General features: G+C 56.5%; 17 protein-coding genes. 5 read left to right on the top strand and 12 right to left on the bottom strand.

The window, feature by feature from the left end; all coding sequences use genetic code 11:
* Positions 1-74 precede the first annotated feature (74 nt).
* The 7 genes from NYE26_RS06745 to NYE26_RS06715 form a co-directional block, all read right to left on the bottom strand.
* A complete protein-coding gene (locus tag NYE26_RS06745; protein ID WP_339254824.1) occupies positions 75-875 on the bottom strand; it encodes a polysaccharide deacetylase family protein in 801 nt (266 codons plus the stop codon).
* 115 nt (positions 876-990) lie between these two features.
* The gene (locus NYE26_RS06740) at positions 991-1662 is read right to left on the bottom strand and encodes a DUF1961 family protein (RefSeq protein ID WP_339257370.1); all 672 of its coding nucleotides are present in this window, start codon (positions 1660-1662) and stop codon (positions 991-993) included.
* Positions 1663-1682: 20 nt separating this feature from the next.
* Positions 1683-4904 (bottom strand): hypothetical protein, encoded by a 3222-nt coding sequence (locus NYE26_RS06735; RefSeq protein WP_339254822.1) that lies wholly within the window; start codon positions 4902-4904, stop codon positions 1683-1685.
* Between the two features lie 118 nt (positions 4905-5022).
* The gene (locus tag NYE26_RS06730; protein WP_339257368.1) at positions 5023-7389 is read right to left on the bottom strand and encodes an AraC family transcriptional regulator; all 2367 of its coding nucleotides are present in this window, start codon (positions 7387-7389) and stop codon (positions 5023-5025) included.
* Positions 7390-7479: 90 nt separating this feature from the next.
* On the bottom strand, positions 7480-9087 hold the full coding sequence (locus tag NYE26_RS06725) for an extracellular solute-binding protein (protein WP_339257366.1): 1608 nt from the start codon (positions 9085-9087) through the stop codon (positions 7480-7482).
* Positions 9088-9123: 36 nt separating this feature from the next.
* On the bottom strand, positions 9124-10008 hold the full coding sequence (locus NYE26_RS06720) for a carbohydrate ABC transporter permease (RefSeq protein ID WP_036722627.1): 885 nt from the start codon (positions 10006-10008) through the stop codon (positions 9124-9126).
* Positions 10009-10024: 16 nt separating this feature from the next.
* The gene (locus NYE26_RS06715; protein ID WP_339254820.1) at positions 10025-10996 is read right to left on the bottom strand and encodes a sugar ABC transporter permease; all 972 of its coding nucleotides are present in this window, start codon (positions 10994-10996) and stop codon (positions 10025-10027) included.
* 524 nt (positions 10997-11520) lie between these two features.
* Here NYE26_RS06715 and NYE26_RS06710 point away from each other — a divergent pair.
* Entirely contained in the window at positions 11521-13509 is a 1989-nt protein-coding gene (locus NYE26_RS06710; RefSeq protein WP_339254818.1) for a beta-galactosidase, read from the top strand.
* 132 nt (positions 13510-13641) lie between these two features.
* Here the strand turns inward: NYE26_RS06710 and NYE26_RS06705 are convergent, their stop codons facing one another.
* From NYE26_RS06705 to NYE26_RS06695, 3 genes are all read right to left on the bottom strand, one after another.
* Positions 13642-13779 (bottom strand): hypothetical protein, encoded by a 138-nt coding sequence (locus NYE26_RS06705; protein ID WP_339254816.1) that lies wholly within the window; start codon positions 13777-13779, stop codon positions 13642-13644.
* 152 nt (positions 13780-13931) lie between these two features.
* Positions 13932-15092 (bottom strand): methyl-accepting chemotaxis protein, encoded by a 1161-nt coding sequence (locus NYE26_RS06700; RefSeq protein ID WP_339254814.1) that lies wholly within the window; start codon positions 15090-15092, stop codon positions 13932-13934.
* Between the two features lie 17 nt (positions 15093-15109).
* Positions 15110-16141 carry an FIST N-terminal domain-containing protein gene (locus NYE26_RS06695; RefSeq protein WP_339254812.1) on the bottom strand — a complete coding sequence of 344 codons (1032 nt, stop codon included), beginning with the start codon at positions 16139-16141 and terminating at the stop codon, positions 15110-15112.
* Between the two features lie 221 nt (positions 16142-16362).
* On the opposite strand from NYE26_RS06695, the gene NYE26_RS06690 reads away from it, so the two are divergent.
* Together NYE26_RS06690 and NYE26_RS06685 are read left to right on the top strand one after the other, a co-directional pair.
* Positions 16363-16548: a hypothetical protein gene (locus NYE26_RS06690; RefSeq protein ID WP_036722636.1), complete on the top strand. Its 186-nt coding sequence runs from the start codon at positions 16363-16365 to the stop codon at positions 16546-16548.
* Between the two features lie 42 nt (positions 16549-16590).
* Positions 16591-17079 carry a YfbM family protein gene (locus tag NYE26_RS06685; protein ID WP_339254809.1) on the top strand — a complete coding sequence of 163 codons (489 nt, stop codon included), beginning with the start codon at positions 16591-16593 and terminating at the stop codon, positions 17077-17079.
* A 74-nt stretch (positions 17080-17153) separates the two neighbouring features.
* Here NYE26_RS06685 and NYE26_RS06680 read toward each other — a convergent pair whose 3' ends face one another.
* Positions 17154-17369, bottom strand: a complete 216-nt coding sequence (locus NYE26_RS06680; RefSeq protein WP_339254807.1) for a hypothetical protein — start codon at positions 17367-17369, stop codon at positions 17154-17156.
* Between the two features lie 306 nt (positions 17370-17675).
* Between NYE26_RS06680 and NYE26_RS06675 the strand changes: the two genes are divergently transcribed.
* Together NYE26_RS06675 and NYE26_RS06670 are read left to right on the top strand one after the other, a co-directional pair.
* Positions 17676-17972 (top strand): transposase, encoded by a 297-nt coding sequence (locus tag NYE26_RS06675; RefSeq protein WP_339223802.1) that lies wholly within the window; start codon positions 17676-17678, stop codon positions 17970-17972.
* The gene (locus tag NYE26_RS06670) at positions 17858-18841 is read left to right on the top strand and encodes an IS3 family transposase (protein WP_339257364.1); all 984 of its coding nucleotides are present in this window, start codon (positions 17858-17860) and stop codon (positions 18839-18841) included. The genes NYE26_RS06675 and NYE26_RS06670 overlap by 115 nt, the downstream gene beginning before the upstream one ends.
* Positions 18842-19376: 535 nt before the next feature.
* Here NYE26_RS06670 and tyrS read toward each other — a convergent pair.
* The gene (gene tyrS / locus NYE26_RS06665) at positions 19377-20636 is read right to left on the bottom strand and encodes a tyrosine--tRNA ligase (protein WP_036725840.1); all 1260 of its coding nucleotides are present in this window, start codon (positions 20634-20636) and stop codon (positions 19377-19379) included.
* Positions 20637-20853: the final 217 nt, after the last annotated feature.

Here is a 20853-nt window from a genome sequence, read left to right as displayed (position 1 = left end):
CCAGCCGGTGCAGCTTTTGACTATGATCCGTATGAGTCACTATTCTTCCTCCTTCACTCTATCCCTGTTCTGTATCAGCTCAAATCTACAGTCTGTCCCCCGGGCACTTCGATCACCGTACCGTCAACCTCCAGCCAGACAGCAGCCGCTCCCGGATTATGGACAAAATCCCTTGCCGCCGAGAACAGGAGCCCCCGGCAAGCCTTCATGTAATGCACCAGCTCCAGATTGGTCGCATACCAGATGTCGCCGCGTCCGCCCGCCATGGCGCAGAAGCGCTCCATCAGCTCCCAGTTGTTATCATTGTCGAACTCGTAGCTATGTCCCCACACATACATCAGGTACAGATACTGCCGCTTATGCAGCCCCACAAAAGTCTCCCCGTGAGCCAGCAGCTCCCGGTTATGATGACAGGTCGCCTGCCACTCCAGCCAGTCCTCCGGGAGGGCGAACCCGCCGGTAGACTGCACTGTGCGGGCATACTCAATGCCCAGGTGCGGCAGCAGCGCCTTGATCTCCTGCGTATAGGAGCCGTTCGGGTAAGACATGCCGCGCACAGGCTGGCGGACCAGTCCTTCCAGCACCCTGCGGTCCTCCATAATCTCCTCCACGACCAGCTCCTGCGGGCAGCGCGCCAGCGTCGGATGGTTCCGCGTATGCACGCTGACCTCATGTCCGTGGTAGAGAGACGCAACCTCGTCCGCCCTGATGCGGTCTCCTTCGCCAAGCAGCCCCGAATTCAGATGGAAGCTGCCCTTGATTCCATACTGATTGAACAGGCCGACCAGCCGTTCATCCGCCCGCCGTCCGTCATCATAGCTCATGGTCAGCGCCTTATGACGGCCTTGCGGATAGCAGTAATACACTCCCGGCATTGCAGTTAGACCTCCTTCGTAAATTGAAACTTGTATATTTTCTGTTATGGGATATCCGTGACTCCAGAGAATGTTTGGAGTGGACGCATATGTTCATCCGCCCAGCCAGCGATCCTCACGGAGCATAGACAATCAGATCGCTATATTCGGCAATCAGCGGGGCCATCTGGCGGAAGCCTAGTCGGCCTGCGCCGAGCAGCGGACCGAAGGACGAGCCGTCATCCACCCAGTGCAGTACCGGCAATTCATTAATTGTGAAAGTCACAGCAGTCCCCCGCTTCATCATCAGCATCCGGTAAGCCTCAGTCATATCGGCGGTATCCGGGAGCGGATCAGCCCCTTGGGCGACAAGGTGGAAGCCGTAGCTTTTGCGCAGATTACAGGTGTGAAAAGCCCGCTCCTCCTCCCACATCCGGCGAAAATACGAGATATGATAGGCATCCATCTCCCCATGATGGTACTGGTCATATTCGCCCGTGCGGACCGGCAGGGACGGGTCGAACAGATCCTTGCCCCCGGCACCGGCTGCCGCGAAGAACAGAATGGCCAGCCCCGGCTCGTGCAGCGGGCGGAACCTCCAGGATACGGCAACCTCGGCGGGGAATATCTCCGGGCACCAAAAGACCACATTCGCCTTCTGCCCTTCCTCTGCACTCCGGGTGCTCTCCAGCCGCAGCCGTCCCTGCGGAAACGAAACTGCTCCGTCGCCTTCCATACGGAAGCCTTCCACCTGTGTGGGTCCTTCCAGGGTATTGCGGTAGATCTTGTGCCAGCCTTCCGGAATCATTGCTAAGTTCTGCTGCACCGTCATCGGACATCCGCTCCCTTCCCGCGACCTGCACCGTCAATAGCTCCTGCCTGTGTGCTACCCCCAGCTACGGGATCAGTTCTTGCACCCGCTTTATCACCAGTTCCTGCGCCAGCTTCTGCACCCGCTTTTGTATCAGCTTCTGCAGCTTCTGCAGCGGCTCCAGCTTCCGCATAGCCTTCTTCACCAGCACTAGCTTCAGTTTCCGCACCAGTTCTTGCACTAGCTCCAGCTCCAGCGGCTCCGGCTTCTCCTTCGGAACCTTCTTCCCGTGCAGGCAGAGCTTCAGCGATCAGCTCCAGTGCAATAATCGTATTCAGCGACCACTGTGAGGCCTCATTCGTATTCATCCAGTCCACTTCATCCAGCGCTTCCGTATAATTCACCCGCTTCTGCTCCGCTTGCAGATTGACGGTGCCGAACGGATTCTCAAGCAATATGCTCCAGCAGCGGTCCGCCGTCACCCGATCGTCCTTGACCCATGCGCCGTAGGCGGCAATAGCCACACTCAACACCGGATGCTCGAAGCGCTGCTTGCCTGTAATCGCGCCCCCGGATCTACGCAACTGTTCTTCCTCAGGCAAGTTATAGAAGACACCGAACTCCGCCAGCATGTCCTCCCACTCCGGGTCCTCCAGCATCATCGCCAGCTCGAACCATACCTGCGGCCCGCCCATGCAGATCGCCAGATGCCGGCCCCAGTTATCGTCGCCCATGGGACTGAGAATTCCCGTTGCGGGATCGTAACCATAGGTTGGACCAGAGATCAGCCGCAGATTGGTTGCTTTGATGCAGCCGATGCCAGTTAGGATTTTGTCACGGTAAAAGGTATCCTCATAACGTTCCCAGCGGGTCATCCAGTTGGAGCTGAACGCGGCCCAGTCCGGCCCCACGCGCACATGCGTCTTGAATTCATCCTTCGGAAAATATGCCCGCATCGGATCCAGATTCACCGTGGAATAATCCGCATCCTTCACACTGTCCATGATGTCGCCGGTCCGCTCATCACCGGTTAGATAATAGTAGTAGCGGTGCAGACCCGCCATAGCAATCCGCGCTTCCTTACAGCCGCAGCCCCAATGCACAACATTATGCCGGGAGCCCAGACCCGCATATTCCCCGAAATGATACACATCCACCTCGCTGGTATGCCGGGTCATTGCTTCAGCCATCCGGTAAATATCCGCACGTCCGGTCCGCAGGAAGCTCACCCACAGCCACATATTCGGCACCAGCTCGGCGTTCTGCCACGCACAGCCGCCCAGATCATAATTCCAGACATGGCGGACCGGATCATAGCTGTGCATGAAGTCGCCGTAATCCCACAGGCCGTACCACTTCCGCTGCTCAATCTCCTTCTGGTAAAAACGGATGATCCCGTCCAGCCGTTCCTCCAGGTACGCCTTGGCCGGGGTGCTCCGGTCCGGCAGGCTCCAGAGTCCAAACGCCCGGCTGCGGTGATAATATTCTGGTTCACAGACCAGCAGCGGCGGTTCATCCGCCTGCTGCTGCATCTGCCGGAGCTGCCCGGAATCCGGCGTCCGCAAGGTACACCACAAGGTCAGCTCGTTCGTATTGGCGATGCCGTAAGGGGTTGCCCGCAGCTCCTCCGCGCCTTCATAGGAGGATTCGACATGCGTCTTCGTATCATAATGGCGCAGGTCCATCGCTTGCGCCTCCGGCGTCCAGAACCAGACGGTTAACGCCGCTTCCGCGCCGGAGGTGCCGCTGATCTCCAGCCCGGACGGATGCTTCTGCCAGAAATCCTTCACTCCGGCAGCCAGTCCTCCGCCGTCACAGCCGATATAGCCCAGTCCTCCGGCCCTCCGGCCTTCAGCGCCCTTAATCCAGACGCAATCCGGCCCCGTCCGCTTATGGACGGCATAATGCTCGGACGAATTCTGCACCAGCCGGAAGTCATCCCATACCGCAGAATCCTGGAGCAGGCTGGTGAAGTATTCATCCTCCACGGGATCGAAGTGCTGGCTCTGCCCTTCGAGCTGCCCGGCGAACATCTCGCCATATTTGCCCCGGGTTCTGCGGGTCCGGAGCGTCTTTGGCGATTCGCTGAAAATCCCCCCGCTGCCCGCCAGCCGGACATGACGGTTGTACAGCGGACCGCTGAGCGGCACCTTGAACAGCAGGCCCAGCCCCTTGATGAAATCCTGCTGCGGGTTGCCGTCATAATGGAAGGTATGCACCAGCCGGATGGACGCAAGCCCGGCATAGAAATAGAGCCGCAAAGTATAAGGAAGCCATTCCCTGGCTCCGCTTGCATTTCTATGCCGCCCGTCCAGCCGGATCACGGCACGCACCGGTCCCCGCTCCTCCAGACTGGCCTTCAGCGTCACTCCGGTGAACCGCTCCTGCCGCATCGTCAGCTCCCCGCTGAGGAGGTCCCGCTGCTCGCGGAGACAGACTAATTCGCTACCGCTGCACACCAACTGCTCTACAGGGCTGGACTGCGGCGCTATGTCAACAGCTGCACCATCTGAAGCTGCACTAATATCCGCACGTGCACCTGCACTCGCACCTGCACTCACATCAGCACTTGCACCTGCACTGACATCAGCACTCGCACCTGCACTCACATCAGCACTCGCACCTGCACTCACATCAGCACTCGCCCCTGCACTCGCACCTGCACTCACATCAGCACTCGCCCCTGCACTCACATCAGCACTTGCACGCTCACCAGCCACCGTACCCACACTCAAGCCCGCACTCTCACCCGAGCCTAATCCCAACCCCGCCTCCGAAGCTCCATAATATCCATGATCGCCGTCCGGTCCCCCGGATTCCGCCGTGTCCCGGCGGATGATCCGCGAGATCACACCCGGGCCATGCTTGACCACGGTGCAACGAATGCTGCCGGTATCGACGATATAAGATTCCTCCGTCTCTTCCACGGATACCTCAAAGGCTGCTGGCACAGTGTTCTGCCCGGCAGAGCGTTCCAGCGTATATCCTGCCGTACTCCCTTCAGGGCATACGGCAGAATGCAAAGACCATTTGATGCTGCCGTCCGGCCAATACGCGGCCGGGCGGCTCTGCAGCGGCAGACAGGAGCCATCGTCTGCTCCGCTAAGACATAGCGCGTCCAGTTCGCCGCGCTTCAGATCGCCCTTGGACCAGGGTACACCCCAGGTCACCCCCGCAGCCGCAGCAGGAGGGTTCAGCCACCGTAGCTGGACTGGCAGGGCTGAGGATAAAGAGGTCATCTTCTGTCATCTCCTAGATGGGACATCACCCGGACGAATGAACCGTTCCCGGAGCAGGAGGCCTGCGGACACCGGGATCACGGGAAGTGAGCCGCTGTCATTCTCACCCGGTCCCTGATTACCGGGTCCCGTTCTCCTTCTCCCCCTCCTGCCGGCTCAGCTCACGGTAACGTGTCGGCGTGATGTCCTCCTGTTTTTTGAAAATCCGGTTGAAATAGCTCTGCTGATAGCCGACCTGCAAGGCGACATCGTTCATCTTCAGATCGGTGTCCCGCAGCAGCTCCTTCGCCTTGGTGAGCCGCAGTTCCGTTACATAATCGATGAAATTCTGCCCGGTGACCCGCTTGAACGATTTGCTGAGCAGAAAAGGGCTGGTCCCTGTATAATCCGCACAGCTGTCCAGCGAGATATTGTCCATATAATGCTGCTGAATGTATAGCATCGCCTGATCAATCGTCCTTCTTATTCCGGCGTCCGATCGTTCACACAGTTCCTTCAGGAAGGGGGCGATGACCTGCGTGCGGAACCAGGAGAGAATCAGCCCCGGCTCATGAATCTGCGAGAGACTGGCATACAGATTCCTGCCGCCGAATAACTGGCTCTGGGCCATCCCGGCCTCCAGCACCGCATGAAGGATTGCGCCGAGCAGATGCAGCATGCCCTGCTGTACGTCGATCACCTTCGCGCCGCCTGCGGAGAGCGTCTCCAGGAATTCCTCCAGCAGCCGGTCCGCCTCCTCTGCTTCACCGGTCCGCAGCGCCTGAATCAGCCCGCGCTCCAGCGCGAAGGAATACTGCGGCAATGGGGCGCCCTGCCCCTCCCGCTCCAGCTGCTCCAGGCTGATGATCTGGTTCCCGCCTCCGTACCTGCTGTGGCTGGCCGCCTGCTTCGCCGCCTCGAACGCCCGCGGAATCGCGGAGATGCTCCCGATCCTTGCACTGTACGCCACCGTGGCCTGAAGCTTAAGCATCCGGCTCAAGGTAGCCGCCAGCTCTTCACCGAAGGCGCCCACGCGGGCCGGATCAGGGCCGCTTCCCGGTTCCAACAGCAGCATACCGGAGGTAAGGTCATGCAGATTGACCGTCTCCGCCCGGCCGAAATGCTCACGGGCAAGCTCCAAGGTAATATTGACGGCCGCGAACGATACCAGACTCTCGTCGCCGCTGCGGAACTTGGCCTCCAGGCTGGAGATGCCGGTCAATTGGATATACAGCACCACGAACGTACAGTTCTCCACTTCCCACTTATACTGCTTCATCCGGCTCTGCAGATCCTGTTCGGAATAGGCATACAGATACCCCTGGAACAGCTGGTGCAGGAAGCTCTGCTGCACCAGCGGAAGCTGCTCCGAGAGCGTGTACTGGAGGGCGTGCTGCTGCCCGTGCAGGTTCTGCCAGTGCCGCTCGATCAGCGTCAGCTCATCCACCCGGTCCCCGGAGGCCGCATGCTCAGGGAGCAGCGTCTGAAGCAGGCGGCGGACCGGCGAATAGATTCTGCGGGAAGCAATCCAGGACAGGACCGCCGCCAGCAGCAAGGCGCACAAGCTGACCAGGATAATCATCCGGGACAGCCAGACCACTGGAGAGGTTACGCTGGAGATCGGAGAAGCCGACACATACCGCCATTCACTGGCAATCCGCGAGAAATCACCATAGGTCACCGCATAAGTAACCCCATTCCAGTCATACAAAAAGGATCCGCTATCCTGGCTGCCTTTGGCTGTAATCGCCGTCCGCAGCGCCGTAACCAGCGGCGTGGGCGCATCCATCCCGCCCCCCGAGATGAACAGTCCGCCGGATTTCTGCTCCATGAACACCTCCCCCGTGTTGTACGGGGTCATGGTCCGCAGCATCGCGGATACCTTCTCTGTATCCATCCGCAGCAGCAGCGCCCCGAAGGGCTCCCGGCTGCCGCCGGGGATATGGTGCACAAGCGTCAGCTCCTTCTGCTCCGGGTTCACCGGATCAAAAGCCCATTCCGTCCAGTACGTGCTCCGCTCCTGCTTCAGCAGCTTCCCGTACAGCACTTCCTCCTCCGCAGACAACGTCCCGTACTCCGTGCCGAAGCGGACCGGCTGATTACCGGCCAAATACAGCTCAACCTGCCGCACCATGGAATTGGAACCCTGCATGACTACCAGCGTCTTCGTAATATCCCAGGCCCGTTCATGATTCCGGGTGAAATCCATGTTGCTCAGTCCGTAGTCGAACTTCGGATCGAACGCCCAATGGGCCAGCATCAGCTCCAGATTGGACAATTGATCATTAATGTTGTCCGCCCGCTGCTCAATCTGCCGGTTATGCATCCGGAGCAACTCCTTTTCCAAACTTCCCCCGGCCATAAAGTAAACCAGCAGTCCAATGATCAGCCCGGGAATGGACGAGACGATCAGCACAATAATGAGATTATTGCGGTAATAACGGCCCTTGCGTCCCGCCCGGCCTCCGGTATACCTGTTCCGTGCTCCTGCCGCTTCATTCTCCATTCGTTTCACCAGCCGAATCCTTAGTTTAGGGTTGCCGCCATGCAGCCGCAGCGGGGACAGACCGGCCGGAGACTGGAGCAGGACCGGACTTTACTTGCCGCCTGAGGCGTACAATTCATTCATTTCCTTCACAAGCTCATCTCCGCCAGTCTTCCGCCATACCTCAAAAGCGGACTTCAACCCGGCCTCATCGATCTGGCCGACAATAAATTTGATGCGCGCATCGTTGATCACGTTATCGAGCTGTGAGCCCTTTTGCGTATAGACTGCCGAGATCAGCGCTTCGGCGGGATTGGTCACAATCGTCGCTTCATTCGTCTTCTGTACCTCAGTCTGCTTCAGCCGCAGCGGCGTCTGCTTCACCTGCTTCGCCTTGTCCTCAGGAATGAACGGCAGCATCTGGTTCAGGCCTTCCACTTCCGATTCCAGCAGAACGGTATCGCTGGAGCGTTCGATATATCCGTCTACCAGCTTGTAATGCACGCCTTCAATCCCATAGTTCAGCATCGTCTGCAGATCCTCGTCATTCAGCCGGTCCAGGAAGGTCAGCACCCGCTTCAGCTCCTCCTCGGTTTTGACCGAGGACTTCGGAATCGCCAGCATGCCGGAGAAGCCCGAGGTCGGAAGCGTATGCAGCGCGCCGTCCGCTCCGCTCACACCGCCGATGACATCCATATAATGGCGTTCCGGCTCGTCTTTGCCTTCCTTTTGCAGAGCGGCATGAATCTTGTCATCCAGCCGGGCCGCGTTATCGACCACATCGACAATGACGCCGGCCTTGTTGTTGACGACCGGATCATTCCATTTAGAGCTGTCCATCACCGCGAAGTCGGCGTTGATCAACTGCTCGTCGTACAGCTTTTTCATGAATTTAAGCGCTTCCAAATAACCGGGGTATTCATGCTCAGGCACAAGCTTCCCTTCCTGCACACCCCACTTGTTCGGTGCTCCGAACCACAGCTTCATCGTATCGAAGCCGCTGGCCCACTGGCCGGTCCACTTGACCAGCACCATGCCATACGTATCCGCCTGGCCGTTGCCGTCCGGGTCCTGCTCCTTGAACGCTCGCAGCATATTATAGAAATCGTCCACGGTCTTCGGGGTCTCCAGCCCCAGCTTCTCCATCCAGTCCTTGCGGAACACCACACCGTTGCGTCCCAGCGCCCGCCCTCTGTAGATTCCGTAATTCTTGCCGTCGATGGCCGAGTTATTCAGAATAACCTCCTTCGCCCCGCTGAGATTCGGATAATCCTTGAGATACGGACCCACCTCCCAGAAAGCGCCGGATCTGGCCGCATTGACGAAGCTGGACGCTTTCACGTCACCTACATACATAATATCAGGCAGCTTGCCGGAAGCGAGCGTAATGTTAAATTTGTCGGCATAGGATGCATTCGGCACCCATTCGAAATGGATTTTGGTGTTCGTCAGCTCCTCCAGCTTGGCGGCGACCGGACTGCCGTCCTTCGGATAATTGGTTTTGAAAATCGGCAGCATCAATGTCAGCGCAAGCGGCTCCTCAGCCTTGGCGGTGCCGTCCGCCTTCCCGCTATCCCCGGCAGTCTCCTTCTGTCCTGCTCCCGTATTCTCCCCATTCCCGCCGCAGCCGGACAATACACTTAGAATCATAATCATAGCCAGCAGCATGAACAACCCTTTTTTCACAGACCGTGAACCTTGGCTCCGCTTCATCTTCATCATCACTTGGCCTCCCTTTATATGTTGACTAACCGGTTACCCTTTGACTGAACCCAGCATCACCCCTTTGGCAAAATGCTTCTGCAGAAACGGATACACGCACATAATCGGCAGGGTGCCGACCACGATGACGGCCATTTTGATCGACTGCTCCGGCGGCTGCACGAAATTGGGGTCCATGGAGCTGAGATCCCCCGCTGCCGACTGGGACAGCATGACGATCTGACGCAGCATCACCTGGAGCGGCCACTTGGATGGATCATTAATATAGAGCAGCGCCGAGAAGAAGTTATTCCAGTGTCCGACCGCATAAAAGAGGGTGAACGTCGCCAGCACCGGCTTCGACAGCGGGAGCACAATCCTCCACAGCAGCCCCAGCTCCGTACAGCCGTCGATGCGTGCCGCCTCCTCCATCTCGGCCGGAAGCTCCTGGAAGAAGTTCTTCACAATAATCAGATTGAAGGCGCTGATCGCCCCCGGAAGAATCAAGGCATTCAGCGTATCGAGCAGATGCAGCTCGCGGATCACCAGATAGGTGGGAATCATCCCGCCCCCGAACAGCATGGTGAAGATGACCAGATTGAGGATCAGATTGCGGCCCATCAGGTACCGTTTCGCCATCGGATACGCCATGGTAACCGTGAAGAACAAATTGACTGCCGTCCCGATCACTGTCACGTACAGCGACACCCCGATGCTCCGGACAATGGTATCTGTGGAGAAAATAAACCGGTAGGCGTCCAGCGAGATCGTCGTCGGAATCAAAAAGACAGCGCGCTTCGTAATTTCCGCCTCGGTGGCGAAGGAACCGGCGACTACAAACAGGAACGGCAGGATGGCTGCGATCCCGATGATGCCCAGCACCACGTAATTAAAGACGTCAAAGGTGATCTCTCCGGCGCTGCGGTAACGTTTAGCCACACATAATGCCTCCTTTTCAATATAATCCGGATTCGCCCGACTTCTTGGCGAGCCAGTTGGTGCCGAGCACCAGCACGACCCCGATGACCGATTTGAACAAGCCGACGGCGGTGCTGTAGCTGAACGCTCCCTGGGTAATCCCCAGCGCATACACATAAGTATCAAAGACCTCCGCCACCTCACGGTTCAGCGCATTCATCATCAGATAGATCTGCTCGAAGCCGTTATCCAGAATCGTGCCCATCCGCAGAATCAGCAGAATGACAATCGTACTGCGGATCGCGGGCAGCGTAATATGCCAGGTCTGACGCCAGCGGCTGGCCCCGTCCACCACGGCTGCTTCATATTGCTCCACATCGACACCGGCCAGAGCAGCGAGAAAAATAATCGTCCCCCAGCCGCACTCCTTCCAGATGGTCTGCAGAATAATCATCGGGCGGAACCAGTCGGGACTGGCGAGGAAATCGATCTTGCGCCCGGTGAACGTGAAGAGGAATTCGTTGACTGCGCCGCCCTGTGTCGTAAGGAACACGTAGGAGATACTGGCGACGATGACCATGGAGATGAAGTGGGGCACATAGATCAGCGTCTGTATCGTCCTTTTATAGAAGGAGAGCCGGATCTCATTGAGCAGCAGCGCCAGAATAATCGGTGCCGGGAAAAAGAACACCAGATTATACAGCGACAGCACCAGCGTATTGCGCAGCAGCATGAAGAAATCAGGGTTCTGAAAAAACGTGCGGAAATGCTCCAGGCCGACCCAGCCGCTCTTCCAAAAGCCCAGAAAAGGCTGATAATCCTTAAAGGCGAGCAGCACTCCCCACATCGGCACATATTTGAACAGCAGGAAATACAGGAGTCCGGGGCTGAGCAGAATGTAAAGCCATTTGTCCCGCTTCAGACGTCTGAAGCGCTGCTCGCGCCTGCTGCGGCGGAAGCTTGTACCTGCGCTTACCTCTGCTGCCCCCAATGCCGCTCCTTGCTTCATTGACATTCACCTCCGTATGGATAAGCAGCCTCCGCTACTACACTTCACTACATTGCCGTGGCTGCGCTTTCTATTATGGTTGGCGGGTGTTTTTCCGGCAATCGGACTTTTTGGACAGCGCTTTGAACGCCTTCTGCGCCGCTTCCGCAATAAAGTCCAAAACCGGCAAAACTTTACTATTGCATGTGGGGGGCGGACACTATATAGATTGAAATGATAATTTCATTTTTGGGAGAGTCGTGACTCCAGAGAACTTTTGGGCTTCCGGCCGCTGTTGTCTGCAGATTTCTTTGATTAGACCGCTGTTCGCGGTTGAAATCCGCAGCCAGCTGATGCTGTAGATAGCGAGCTTTCCTGCGGAAAGCTTTCAGGCGGTCGCTACCGCTAATGCAGCTCCAAAATTCCCTTCCGCCACTCCTCCCAAAATTTATGTTTTCAAGTTCAAACTATATAGCTTAGGGATGGGGAATAGAAAGATAAGATCATACAGAGCCCGTGTGGGCTTTTTCCAGGAGGTTATAAGAATGCAGCAAAAGCTATATTACGGCGCCGCATGGTACCCCGAGCTGTGGGGGGAGGCTGAACGGCAGCAGGATCTTCAGCTCATGCAGGAGACCGGGATTAATCTGGTACGCATGGGCGAGTTCATCTGGTCGCTGCTGGAGCCGGAGGAAGACTCCATCGATGTCCGGCCGTTCGCTGAGCATATCCGGCAGCTCCATGCCCATGGCATCGATACGGTCATGTGTACGCCGACCGCGACCCCGCCGGTCTGGCTGACCCACGGGCACCCGGAGCGTCTGCACATCCGGGCAGACGGGGCGGTGATGAGCCACGGGTCCAGACAGCATGTCTGCACGAATAACCCTTATTTCAGGCAGCGGGCTGCGGTAATTACGGAAGAACTGGCCCGGGTGCTGGGGCAGCTCCCCGGCCTAGTTGCCTGGCAGCTCGACAACGAGTTGAAGGCACATGTGGCGGAATGCATGTGCGGGTCCTGCCGCTCCCTGTGGCATGAGTGGCTGGAGCACCGTTACGGTAGCATCGGCGAGCTGAATGTAGCGTGGGGAACCGGCGTGTGGAGCCACACCTACCAGCGGTTCGATCAGGTGCCGCAGCCGGTGGCTACGCCTTTTCTGCATAATTCATCGCTCGTCACCCAATACCGGCTGTTTCAGATGGAGAAGGTCACGGAGTTCGCGGGGGAACAGGCGGCGATCATCCGCCGCTATTCGGCGGCTCCGATCACGCACAACAGCAATGTCCCTTTTCATCTGGACAATGAGCAGCTGTTCCGGGAGCTTGATTTCGCATCGTTCGATACCTATGCCTCCCAGACGAACAGGCATGCTTATCTGCTGAACTGTGATCTCTGGCGCGGCTTCAAGCACGGGCGGAATTTCTGGCTGATGGAGACTGGCCCGGCCTATGCCGCTTCGCTTACAAGCTACGGCGAGCCGCACCCGGACGGCTATCTCACCGCTGAAGCCGTGGCCGCCTACGCGCTGGGGGCAGGCGCCTTCTGCTATTGGCTGTGGCGGCAGCAGCGCACGGGCAGCGAGCAGACGCACAGCTCGATTATCAGCGCCTGGGGCCAGCCTGCGCTCGGGTATGACAATGTGCGCGCGGCTTCCGCCGCCAGGCTGCAGATCGAGCCGCACATGCTGAATACCCGGCCGGTGCAGGCCGAGGTGGCGATTACTTATTCGGACCGGGCCAAGGCGTTCCTGGCCACGGAGCCGCACCGGCAGCTGAACTACCGTTCCCTGCTGGGGGACTTTTACAGACGGATTCTCGATCTGGGGATTCACCGTGACCTGCTGCCGGAAGGCGGCGATTTAAGCGGCTATAAGCTGCTGTTCACGCCCTTTGTCCATTATCTGTCGCCGGAATACATGGCGCGGGCGCTCGCCTTCACCGCGGCTGGCGGCATCTGGATCGTTGGCCCGCTTAGCGGAGGCCGCACCGCCGAGCATACCCTGCATACAGATGCTGCGCTGGGAGAACTGGAGCGCTGCGCCGGAGTGAAGACTACCTTCGTCTACCCGATGGAGGGGACGGGCAGCAGCGGGGAGGCCTTCGGATGCTCCGCACCGCTGTCGCTATGGAGCGCCGTCTTCGAGCCGCTGCCGGGCGGAGCCACCGTGATCGGCATGATCACGGAAGGCCGGACGCCGGACCTGGCCTACCTGACCGAGCAGCCCTATGGCCGGGGAGCCATCGTTATGCTTGGCTCGCTGCCCTCGGGCAGCGAGGGCGACAAGCAGCTATGCGCGCTGATTGAGCATTATGCCGCCCGGGCCGGAGTCACCCGGCGCAGTGATGTCACGCCGGGCACCATTCTCTGCCCGAGAAGCGGCGCTGCCGGGGAGCTGTGGACGCTCGTCAACATGGACGGCCTTGGCGGCAGCGTCACCCTGCCGCGCAGCGGGCAGGATGTGTTGACCGGCACTCCTGTGCCCGCCGGTCCGCTGCCCATTGGCGCTTATGAATACAGGCTGATCTCGCTGTAGTAGTGGAATATCCTCCTGCCGATGGCGGAGAACGCTGCCTCCCAGCAAACAAGTGGAAAAACGCAGCTTGCTATGCTGGTTTCCAAGGAATTTCCGGAAGCAAGTGGATAAACAACAACTAATTATGGTCGTTTAGGCCAGTTTGGGGGAAACGGGTTCATTTAAGTGCTGTTTATCCAATTGCTGTCCTGGCATAGGACCGTTGCCGGTCAGCAGGTGGAGTTTATCCAACTCTTTCCCTCCCGCATCATACGCGAGTTGTCTAGTCATAAGGCGCGTGAAGCTTACGCTGGCTGGGCCCCTCCCCCTTAGCGGTGTTTCACCAGCAAGAGGAGTGTTACCTGTGCCCATGCCGGACACAACACAAAAACACCCGGCAGCTTCACTCCCGCCGCCGGGTGTTTTCCTTTTACCATATCTGCTTATACGTTAGTCTTCTCTGCTTCTTCCGCCTGCTGGAGCAGCCCGATCTGATGCAGATGATTCAGCAGCTGCTGGTAATGGTCGGCCTTCTTCTGGACGGTAAGAACCAGCTTACGGAACTGGTCTGTGTCCTGGCCCGATTTTTCCAAAATGCGCAGCAGGTCGCTGTTGATCTGCTCTACATCCTCCATGCTGCTCTCCTGGGACTCCTGGATTGCCTCCAGATGCTCGAAGACCTGCTCCTCCGCGACTACGATTTCATTCATATATACGGTGGACTCACCGATCTTCGCCGTGGTCTCGTTCATCGCGAGCATTCCATCCCCGGACTTGCTGTGGATCTGCTCCATGACGCGGGTCATTCCTGAGAGTGAACCCATGATCTCCTTCACATGGCTGCGGGTGCTGTCAGCAAGCTTGCGGATCTCCGTGGAGACAACGGCGAAGCCGCGTCCATGCTCACCAGCCCGCGCCGCCTCAATCGCCGCATTCAGCGAGAGCAGATTCGTCTGCTCGGCAATATCCGTGATGATCTTGGCCAGCTGCTCAATGCTGTGGAAATGCTCCCGCAGATCCTCGTTCAAAGCAACGAACTCAGTAAATACCTCCGAGGCCTTCTGCATTTCCGCAGAGATCTGGATATTGGCTTCCTTGGCAAATTCGATTTTGTTGGATGAGTAGGACAAGCTGCCATACATTTCATTAATCAGATCTTCAGTCTGTCCGTTGTTGGTCTTCAAATGCTCCAGGAGCTGCTGAGTCCCGGCGATTTGGCCGATCATCTCCCCGCCGCCTGCCCGCAAGGCCTCGAAGTCCTCCACCAGTTGGGCCTCTTCCTTCAGGATAGCTCCAGTCTCAAGGCGGATCTGCTCCGCCAGGGCATATGCATGTTCCCCATAAGACACCGTGCCTGAAGCATGTGCAGACGGTTCTACGCTATCGTTACCGCTGTGAGGTACATGTGCGTTAGTGCCTGCTTCCTCTACTGCGGCTTTTCCCTCTGCTATAACCGTTTCTGTTAATGCAACCGTATCCTTAGCTGCGATCACACGCTCTGCCATGGCTCTCTCCGCTAACCCGCTTGTATTACTCTGACTTTGAACGCCTTCAGCAGAGGGGGTTCTCCCCCAAGCTGTGCGCAGTTTGCTTAACCACTCCATCCGATTTCAACTCTCCCTTATTCAACCAGCAGCAGAATCATAGTCTGATTGGCATGCTTAGTATAATATTGCTCTCCATAGCTGATGAAGCCTGTAGTGTTGCCGCAGAACCCAAGCATCCTCTCGTCAAAAGCTCCCCAAAGACCGTCCCGTGTAAACAGCTGGTCCCGCAGCGTACAGTTAATATTGAGGACAAACGAAGGCTTGAACGGACTGCCGCCCAGCGTCTCCTCCAGCACTGCCAGCGGATCGGCTGAACTCAGCAGCTCCACATAAGTACTAGACATAATCTGACTGTAAAATGTGACAGAGCCATCCGGATGAACCGCCTTCGGGGAGGCTATGATCAGATCATCCTCGTATCTTTTGCCCAGCGGGCTGCTCAGAAAATGCTCTGCCAGCTCCTTCTCCGGCACGCCCAGGACACGCGCGTATTCCCCGGCTGCAGGCTGCCCGTTGAAGGAAAACACCCTTCTGCCGAACACATCGGCTTCTGTCACCAGCAGCGTCTTTCCGGCCGGGACATATATATTCTCTTTGATCAGGGCGGTGCGGTCAGGCATATTGAAATAAATCCCCAGGTTCCGCACCCGGCGGGTTCCTATATAGAGGTAAGTCTCGCCGCGCTCATCGTCAGCTGCACTGCCGCCAATCACCTTGAATTGGGGGTCCATAAAATGCAGCGAGGAGAGCAGCATCTCTTCCATCCCGCCTGTGCCGTCACAGAGCAGCATCAGAAAAGCATTCGGATTGCCCCGGACCTTGCGGTAAGCAATCTCCAGCGTACTTGCGCTAAGCACGGGAGGGTGCAGAATGCCCACAATATCCGCTATACCGGCTTCGTATTCAAAACCAGTAATTACGCCGCTGCGGTAGCCCTGCGGAGTATATTCCCCCTTGGTTGAGCACAATACTGCCCGCGAAGGCGCATGACGGGATAATTCCCGGACAGCCGCAGCCGCAGCGAACAGCACCAGCCCACGGTTCACATCCAGCTCCTCCAGATGGTGCCTGGCCTCGTCCAAGGTGTTAAAAGATACAGCAATCATTATGTATACCAAACCTTCCTTTGCGGAATTTTCTCCCGCATACTGTTACTGAAAAATTAAGTTATAATTTTCAATACTACTCATGGTAAAGCCAGAACCGGGTTCATTGTCTGTGAACAATGTCGCAGCCTGTGCCGGGTTCCCATGTAACAAGGTTGAGCCGTTCCTGCAAACCCTGTATCATGAATATATCACAGATCACAGAAAAGAGGCCTCGGCATATGACCTATTCCCAACGCTCCACCCACCCTGCCGCCGCATCCGACTACACGTATCTGGAATATCAGATCAGCATAGCTGCCGATGAATTAGCAGTCGCGGTGAAAGCGCAGGACGAGCCCCGGGCAGAAGCTATCCGGCTTAAGATTGCTGAACTCGAAGACAAGCTTGCGCTGCTTGAGGATTAAGTACAACTACTCTATCCCCACCACGGAAGGAAGGCTGATACAATGGCTATACGCGGATATTACTTTGCAATGGAAGATGAACTGGTGCAGCAAATTGCCGCAGGCAGCACCCCGCTGGCGAGCTTGAACATAGACAAGTACCCGGGACTGGATATCGACCGTACCTGGGAGGCGATTCACTACCTGCTCTGCGGTGATATATCGGATGGGCCTGCGCCGCTTGGATATGTGGTTCCGCTGCATTCAGACCAGGGTATTGAGTTCGGGGCATACGGGGCATTCTGCCTGCGTGCCGGACAAGTGGCCGAAGCGCTTGACGCTATTTCCCGGCTGGATGAAGCTCAGCTGCGCTTGCGTTATGATTTCCGGACCATGGCCGAGGAGGAGGTCTACCCGCTGGACCCTGATACGGTGTCTGACGATGACGCGGATGCGTTCTTTGCCTATCTGCTCCAGTTCTTCACCGAGATCCAGCGGTTCTACAGCCAGACTGTCGCTGCTGGTAAAGGCATTATTTTCTATTTGTTTTAAAGCCTGGCTCTCCCGTCAGATGGCGCGCTGGACGGGTGAGGGCGGGCTGGACGGGTGAGGTGCACTAATGCACCTCATTTGCTCCTTTCGGCCTCTTCGGCTGAATTCAGGTGCATTTGTGCTCCTGATTTGCTCATTTCGGCCGTTTGCGCCGAATTCGGGTGCACTTGTGCTCCTGATTTGCTCGTTTCGGCCGTTTGCGCCGAATTCGGGTGCACTAATGCACCTGATTTGCTCGTTTCAGCCGTTTGCGCCGAATTCGGGTGCACTAATGCACCTGATTTGCTCATTTCGGCCGCTTGCGCCGAATTCGGGTGCACTTGTGCTCCTCATCGGCCTCCCTCTTCCCACCCGGCAGCTATTAGAGGGATTTATACACTTGATTTCCTCACTCAGCCTACTTCTAGCAAGATTAGAGGGATTTATACACTTGATTTCCTCATTCAGCCCACTTCTAGCAAGATTAGAGGGATTTATACACTTGATTTCCTCATTCAGCCCACTTCCAGCAAGATTAGAGGGATTTTGCTGTTAGTGTTAACCGTGGACACCCGTTAAGAGAATAGAGATAATAAGCTTAACGAGGAGGTGTCCCCATGAGTGGAACACGGAGAAGCTACAATGAAGAATACAAAAGACAGACCGTAAAGTACATCCAGGAGCAGACGAAAACGGTGGCGGAACTGGCCCTGGAACTGGATGTCCCCGCCAAAACGTTGCATAAATGGCTAGGACAGTACCGGCAGTTTGAGAATGAGCCCATCGTGACTCCAGACAAATACAGAGAGCTGGAACGTCAACTGAAGGAGCGGGAGCAACAACTCGCAGAGCTGACAGAGGAGATGGCAATCCTAAAAAAAGCCGTGCACATCTTCAGCAATCCAAAGAACTGAGATTTCAGTTTATTGAAGATCATCGCTCCGAGTTCCGCGTGGAGAAGATGTGCAATGTCTTTCAGGTGTCCCGGAGCGGGTACTACAAATGGAGAACAGCAAAGCCCAGCCCTCAAGCCAGCCGCAAAACCTTGTTGCTGAAGCGGATTGCCTATCATTTTCATGACTCTAAGGGTCGCTATGGCAGCCCCAAAATCAAGGTTCTCCTAGAGCGTGAAGGGCACCAGGTCAGTGAACGCACGGTAGGCAAGTACATGAAAGAACTGGGTCTGCGCTCTTGTGTCGCAAAGAGATTTCGCGTATGCACCACCGACTCCAACCATCCGTTACCCATTGCCCCCAACCTGTTAAACCAGCAATTTCACACGGAAAAGCCGAACCAGACGTGGGTGGCGGATATCACCTACATTCCCTGCCGGGAAGGACGAATGTACTTGGCGAGTGTGCTGGACCTGTGTACCCGGGAGATTGTCGGCTGGCGGCTTAGCGACCGGATGACCACTGACCTCGTACAAGGCGCTCTGGACGCTGCCTACAAGGCCAAACGCCCCGGGAAGGGCTTAATTCACCATTCGGATCGAGGCTCCCAGTACGCCTCGGAAGACTACCGGGAACGCCTAAAGACGTACCAGATGACGGCAAGCATGAGCCGCAAAGGGAACTGTTATGATAACGCCTGTATCGAATCTTTTCACAGCCTCTTAAAAAAAGAGTTGGTGTACTGGAATCGATTTAAAACGAAGCAACAGGCGTATGATGCCATTTTCCAGTACATTGAATTTTTCTACAACCGCAAACGAATCCATGGGGCGCTCGGTTACGTTTCTCCGGTTCAGTTTGCAGCCACATTTAAGCGAACAACGATGTAGTTGCTGTCTACTTTCTTGACAGGAGTCCACTTATACACTTGATTTCCTCATTTAGCTTACATCCAGCAAAAATCAGATGGATTTATCCCTGTGATTTCACGACGCAGCCACGCTTCCGGCCTACGGTGATTAGGGGAGGAAGGCGGGAGACCGTCTCACCTTCCGCGACCACCAAAAAAGGCTATCCCTGTCACTGCTGACAGTGGGATAGCCCAATCACTCAGTTACTTCACACCATTCTCACTCTAGCTCAACCTAAGTCATCTGTCTTACTTTAGCTCATCTAGCTCAACCTAACTCATCTATCTTACTCTACCTCATCTAGCCAAACCTAACTCTTCTGGCTCATCCTAGCTCATCTAGCCAAACCTCACTCATCTCTGTCTCACCCTAGCTAATCTACCTCACCCTAGCCACCATCAACCTCGTTCCAGTTGACCCTCAGCCTCGTTCCAGCCTAACACCGCTCCAGATCTGGCTCAACATCCGGCCCGCTATACTCGCCTTCCGCAAACCATCGCCCGGCAGCTTGCGCTTAGACCAGCTTCACCAGGCTATAATTCTTCTTGCCCTTGCGGACGATGATGAACTTGCCGCCGATGGCATCTGCAGCTGTAATCTCCGTCTCCAGCTCATTCACACGCTCCCCGTTGATCGAGATTGCGCCTTTGGTGATATCCTCACGCGCCTGGCGCTTGGATGGCTCAACCCCCAGGTCCACCAGCCAGTCTACAATGTTCTTGGTCTCAGTGCCCGCTGTGAAGGTCGGCATTTCCTTGAAGCCTTCCTCGATCTCGTCCGCAGTCAGGGAGCGGATATCGCCGCTGAACAGTGCCGCGCTGATACGTTTGGCCTGCTCCAGCAGCTCCTCGCTGTGCACGAAGCGGGTCATTTCCTCGGCCAGCGCTTTTTGCGCTTCGCGTTTATGCGGCTCAGTGGCTACCTTCTCCTCAAGCGCCTCAATCTCTTCCTTGCTCAGGAAGGTGAAGTACTTCAGGTATTTAACCACATCACGGTCATCGGTGTTCGCCCAGAACTGGTAGAACTCGTAAGGGGTAGTCTGCTTCGGGTCGAGCCAGATGGCGCCGCCGGCGGTTTTACCGAACTTCGTACCGTCAGCCTTCAGCATGAGCGGAATGGTCAGGCCGAAGGCTTTGGCTTCATTCCCTTCTTTTTTACGGATCAGATCGAGGCCGCTCGTAATATTCCCCCATTGATCCGAGCCGCCGATCTGGAGCTGCACATCCTCGTTCTGGTACAGATGCAGGTAGTCAATGGACTGCAGAATCTGGTAAGCGAACTCCGTGAACGAGATGCCGCTGTCCAGACGGCTGGCGACTACATCCTTGGCGAGCATCGTGTTGATGCTGAAGTTTTTGCCGAAATCACGCAGGAAATCAATGACGTTCATATCCTTGGTCCAGTCGTAGTTGTTCACCATCCGCACCTGATTGTCGCCATCAGTAATGAACAGCTTCTTCATCTGGGCCGTCAGCGCATCCACATTCTCCTGCACCTGCTCCATCGTCTGCAAAGAGCGCTCACTCTGGCGTCCGCTCGGATCGCCGATCGTTCCCGTAGCTCCCCCGATCAGAATCACCGGACGGTGACCGGCCAGCTGGAAGCGCCGCAGCATCATGAATGGAATCAGGTGGCCGATATGCATACTGTTGCCCGTCGGGTCCACGCCGCAATACAGCGATACCGCCTTACTCTCCGTCAATTCACGCAGTCCGTCCGCATCTGTCTGCTGGTTAATGGCATCGCGCCACAATAGCTCGTCGATAATGTTCAACATGTACAGCCCCTTTTGTGTAAGTGATTGTTCTATATCCCTTGGTATCCGTCAAAAAAACAGCAGCCCTACCGCAGCAGCCTCAGAAGCTTAAGCCCGCCACGCACCCAGCCAGCAAACCGCACAGACAACAAAAAAATCGCCCCTTGTCTATTCAGACACAGGGACGATTATCATTAACCGTGTTACCACCCAAATTGCACAGACCTGATGCTGC

It is taken from the genome of Paenibacillus sp. FSL P2-0136 (assembly GCF_037975325.1).
Classification (GTDB): Bacteria; Bacillota; Bacilli; order Paenibacillales; family Paenibacillaceae; genus Paenibacillus_AQ; species Paenibacillus_AQ silagei.
The sequence above is the reverse complement of the archived record's forward strand: the minus strand, read 5'-3'. Positions and strand labels throughout refer to the sequence as shown.

Coding starts and splice junctions, on each gene's coding strand:
- NYE26_RS06745 (WP_339254824.1), bottom strand. CDS start 875: ATGCCGGGAGTGTATTACTGCTATCCGCAAGGCCGTCATAAGGCGCTG.
- NYE26_RS06740 (WP_339257370.1), bottom strand. CDS start 1,662: ATGATTCCGGAAGGCTGGCACAAGATCTACCGCAATACCCTGGAAGGA.
- NYE26_RS06735 (WP_339254822.1), bottom strand. CDS start 4,904: ATGACCTCTTTATCCTCAGCCCTGCCAGTCCAGCTACGGTGGCTGAAC.
- NYE26_RS06730 (WP_339257368.1), bottom strand. CDS start 7,389: ATGGAGAATGAAGCGGCAGGAGCACGGAACAGGTATACCGGAGGCCGG.
- NYE26_RS06725 (WP_339257366.1), bottom strand. CDS start 9,087: ATGAAGATGAAGCGGAGCCAAGGTTCACGGTCTGTGAAAAAAGGGTTG.
- NYE26_RS06715 (WP_339254820.1), bottom strand. CDS start 10,996: ATGAAGCAAGGAGCGGCATTGGGGGCAGCAGAGGTAAGCGCAGGTACA.
- NYE26_RS06710 (WP_339254818.1), top strand. CDS start 11,521: ATGCAGCAAAAGCTATATTACGGCGCCGCATGGTACCCCGAGCTGTGG.
- NYE26_RS06705 (WP_339254816.1), bottom strand. CDS start 13,779: ATGACTAGACAACTCGCGTATGATGCGGGAGGGAAAGAGTTGGATAAA.
- NYE26_RS06700 (WP_339254814.1), bottom strand. CDS start 15,092: ATGGAGTGGTTAAGCAAACTGCGCACAGCTTGGGGGAGAACCCCCTCT.
- NYE26_RS06695 (WP_339254812.1), bottom strand. CDS start 16,141: ATGATTGCTGTATCTTTTAACACCTTGGACGAGGCCAGGCACCATCTG.
- NYE26_RS06690 (WP_036722636.1), top strand. CDS start 16,363: ATGACCTATTCCCAACGCTCCACCCACCCTGCCGCCGCATCCGACTAC.
- NYE26_RS06685 (WP_339254809.1), top strand. CDS start 16,591: ATGGCTATACGCGGATATTACTTTGCAATGGAAGATGAACTGGTGCAG.
- NYE26_RS06680 (WP_339254807.1), bottom strand. CDS start 17,369: ATGAGCAAATCAGGTGCATTAGTGCACCCGAATTCGGCGCAAACGGCT.
- NYE26_RS06675 (WP_339223802.1), top strand. CDS start 17,676: ATGAGTGGAACACGGAGAAGCTACAATGAAGAATACAAAAGACAGACC.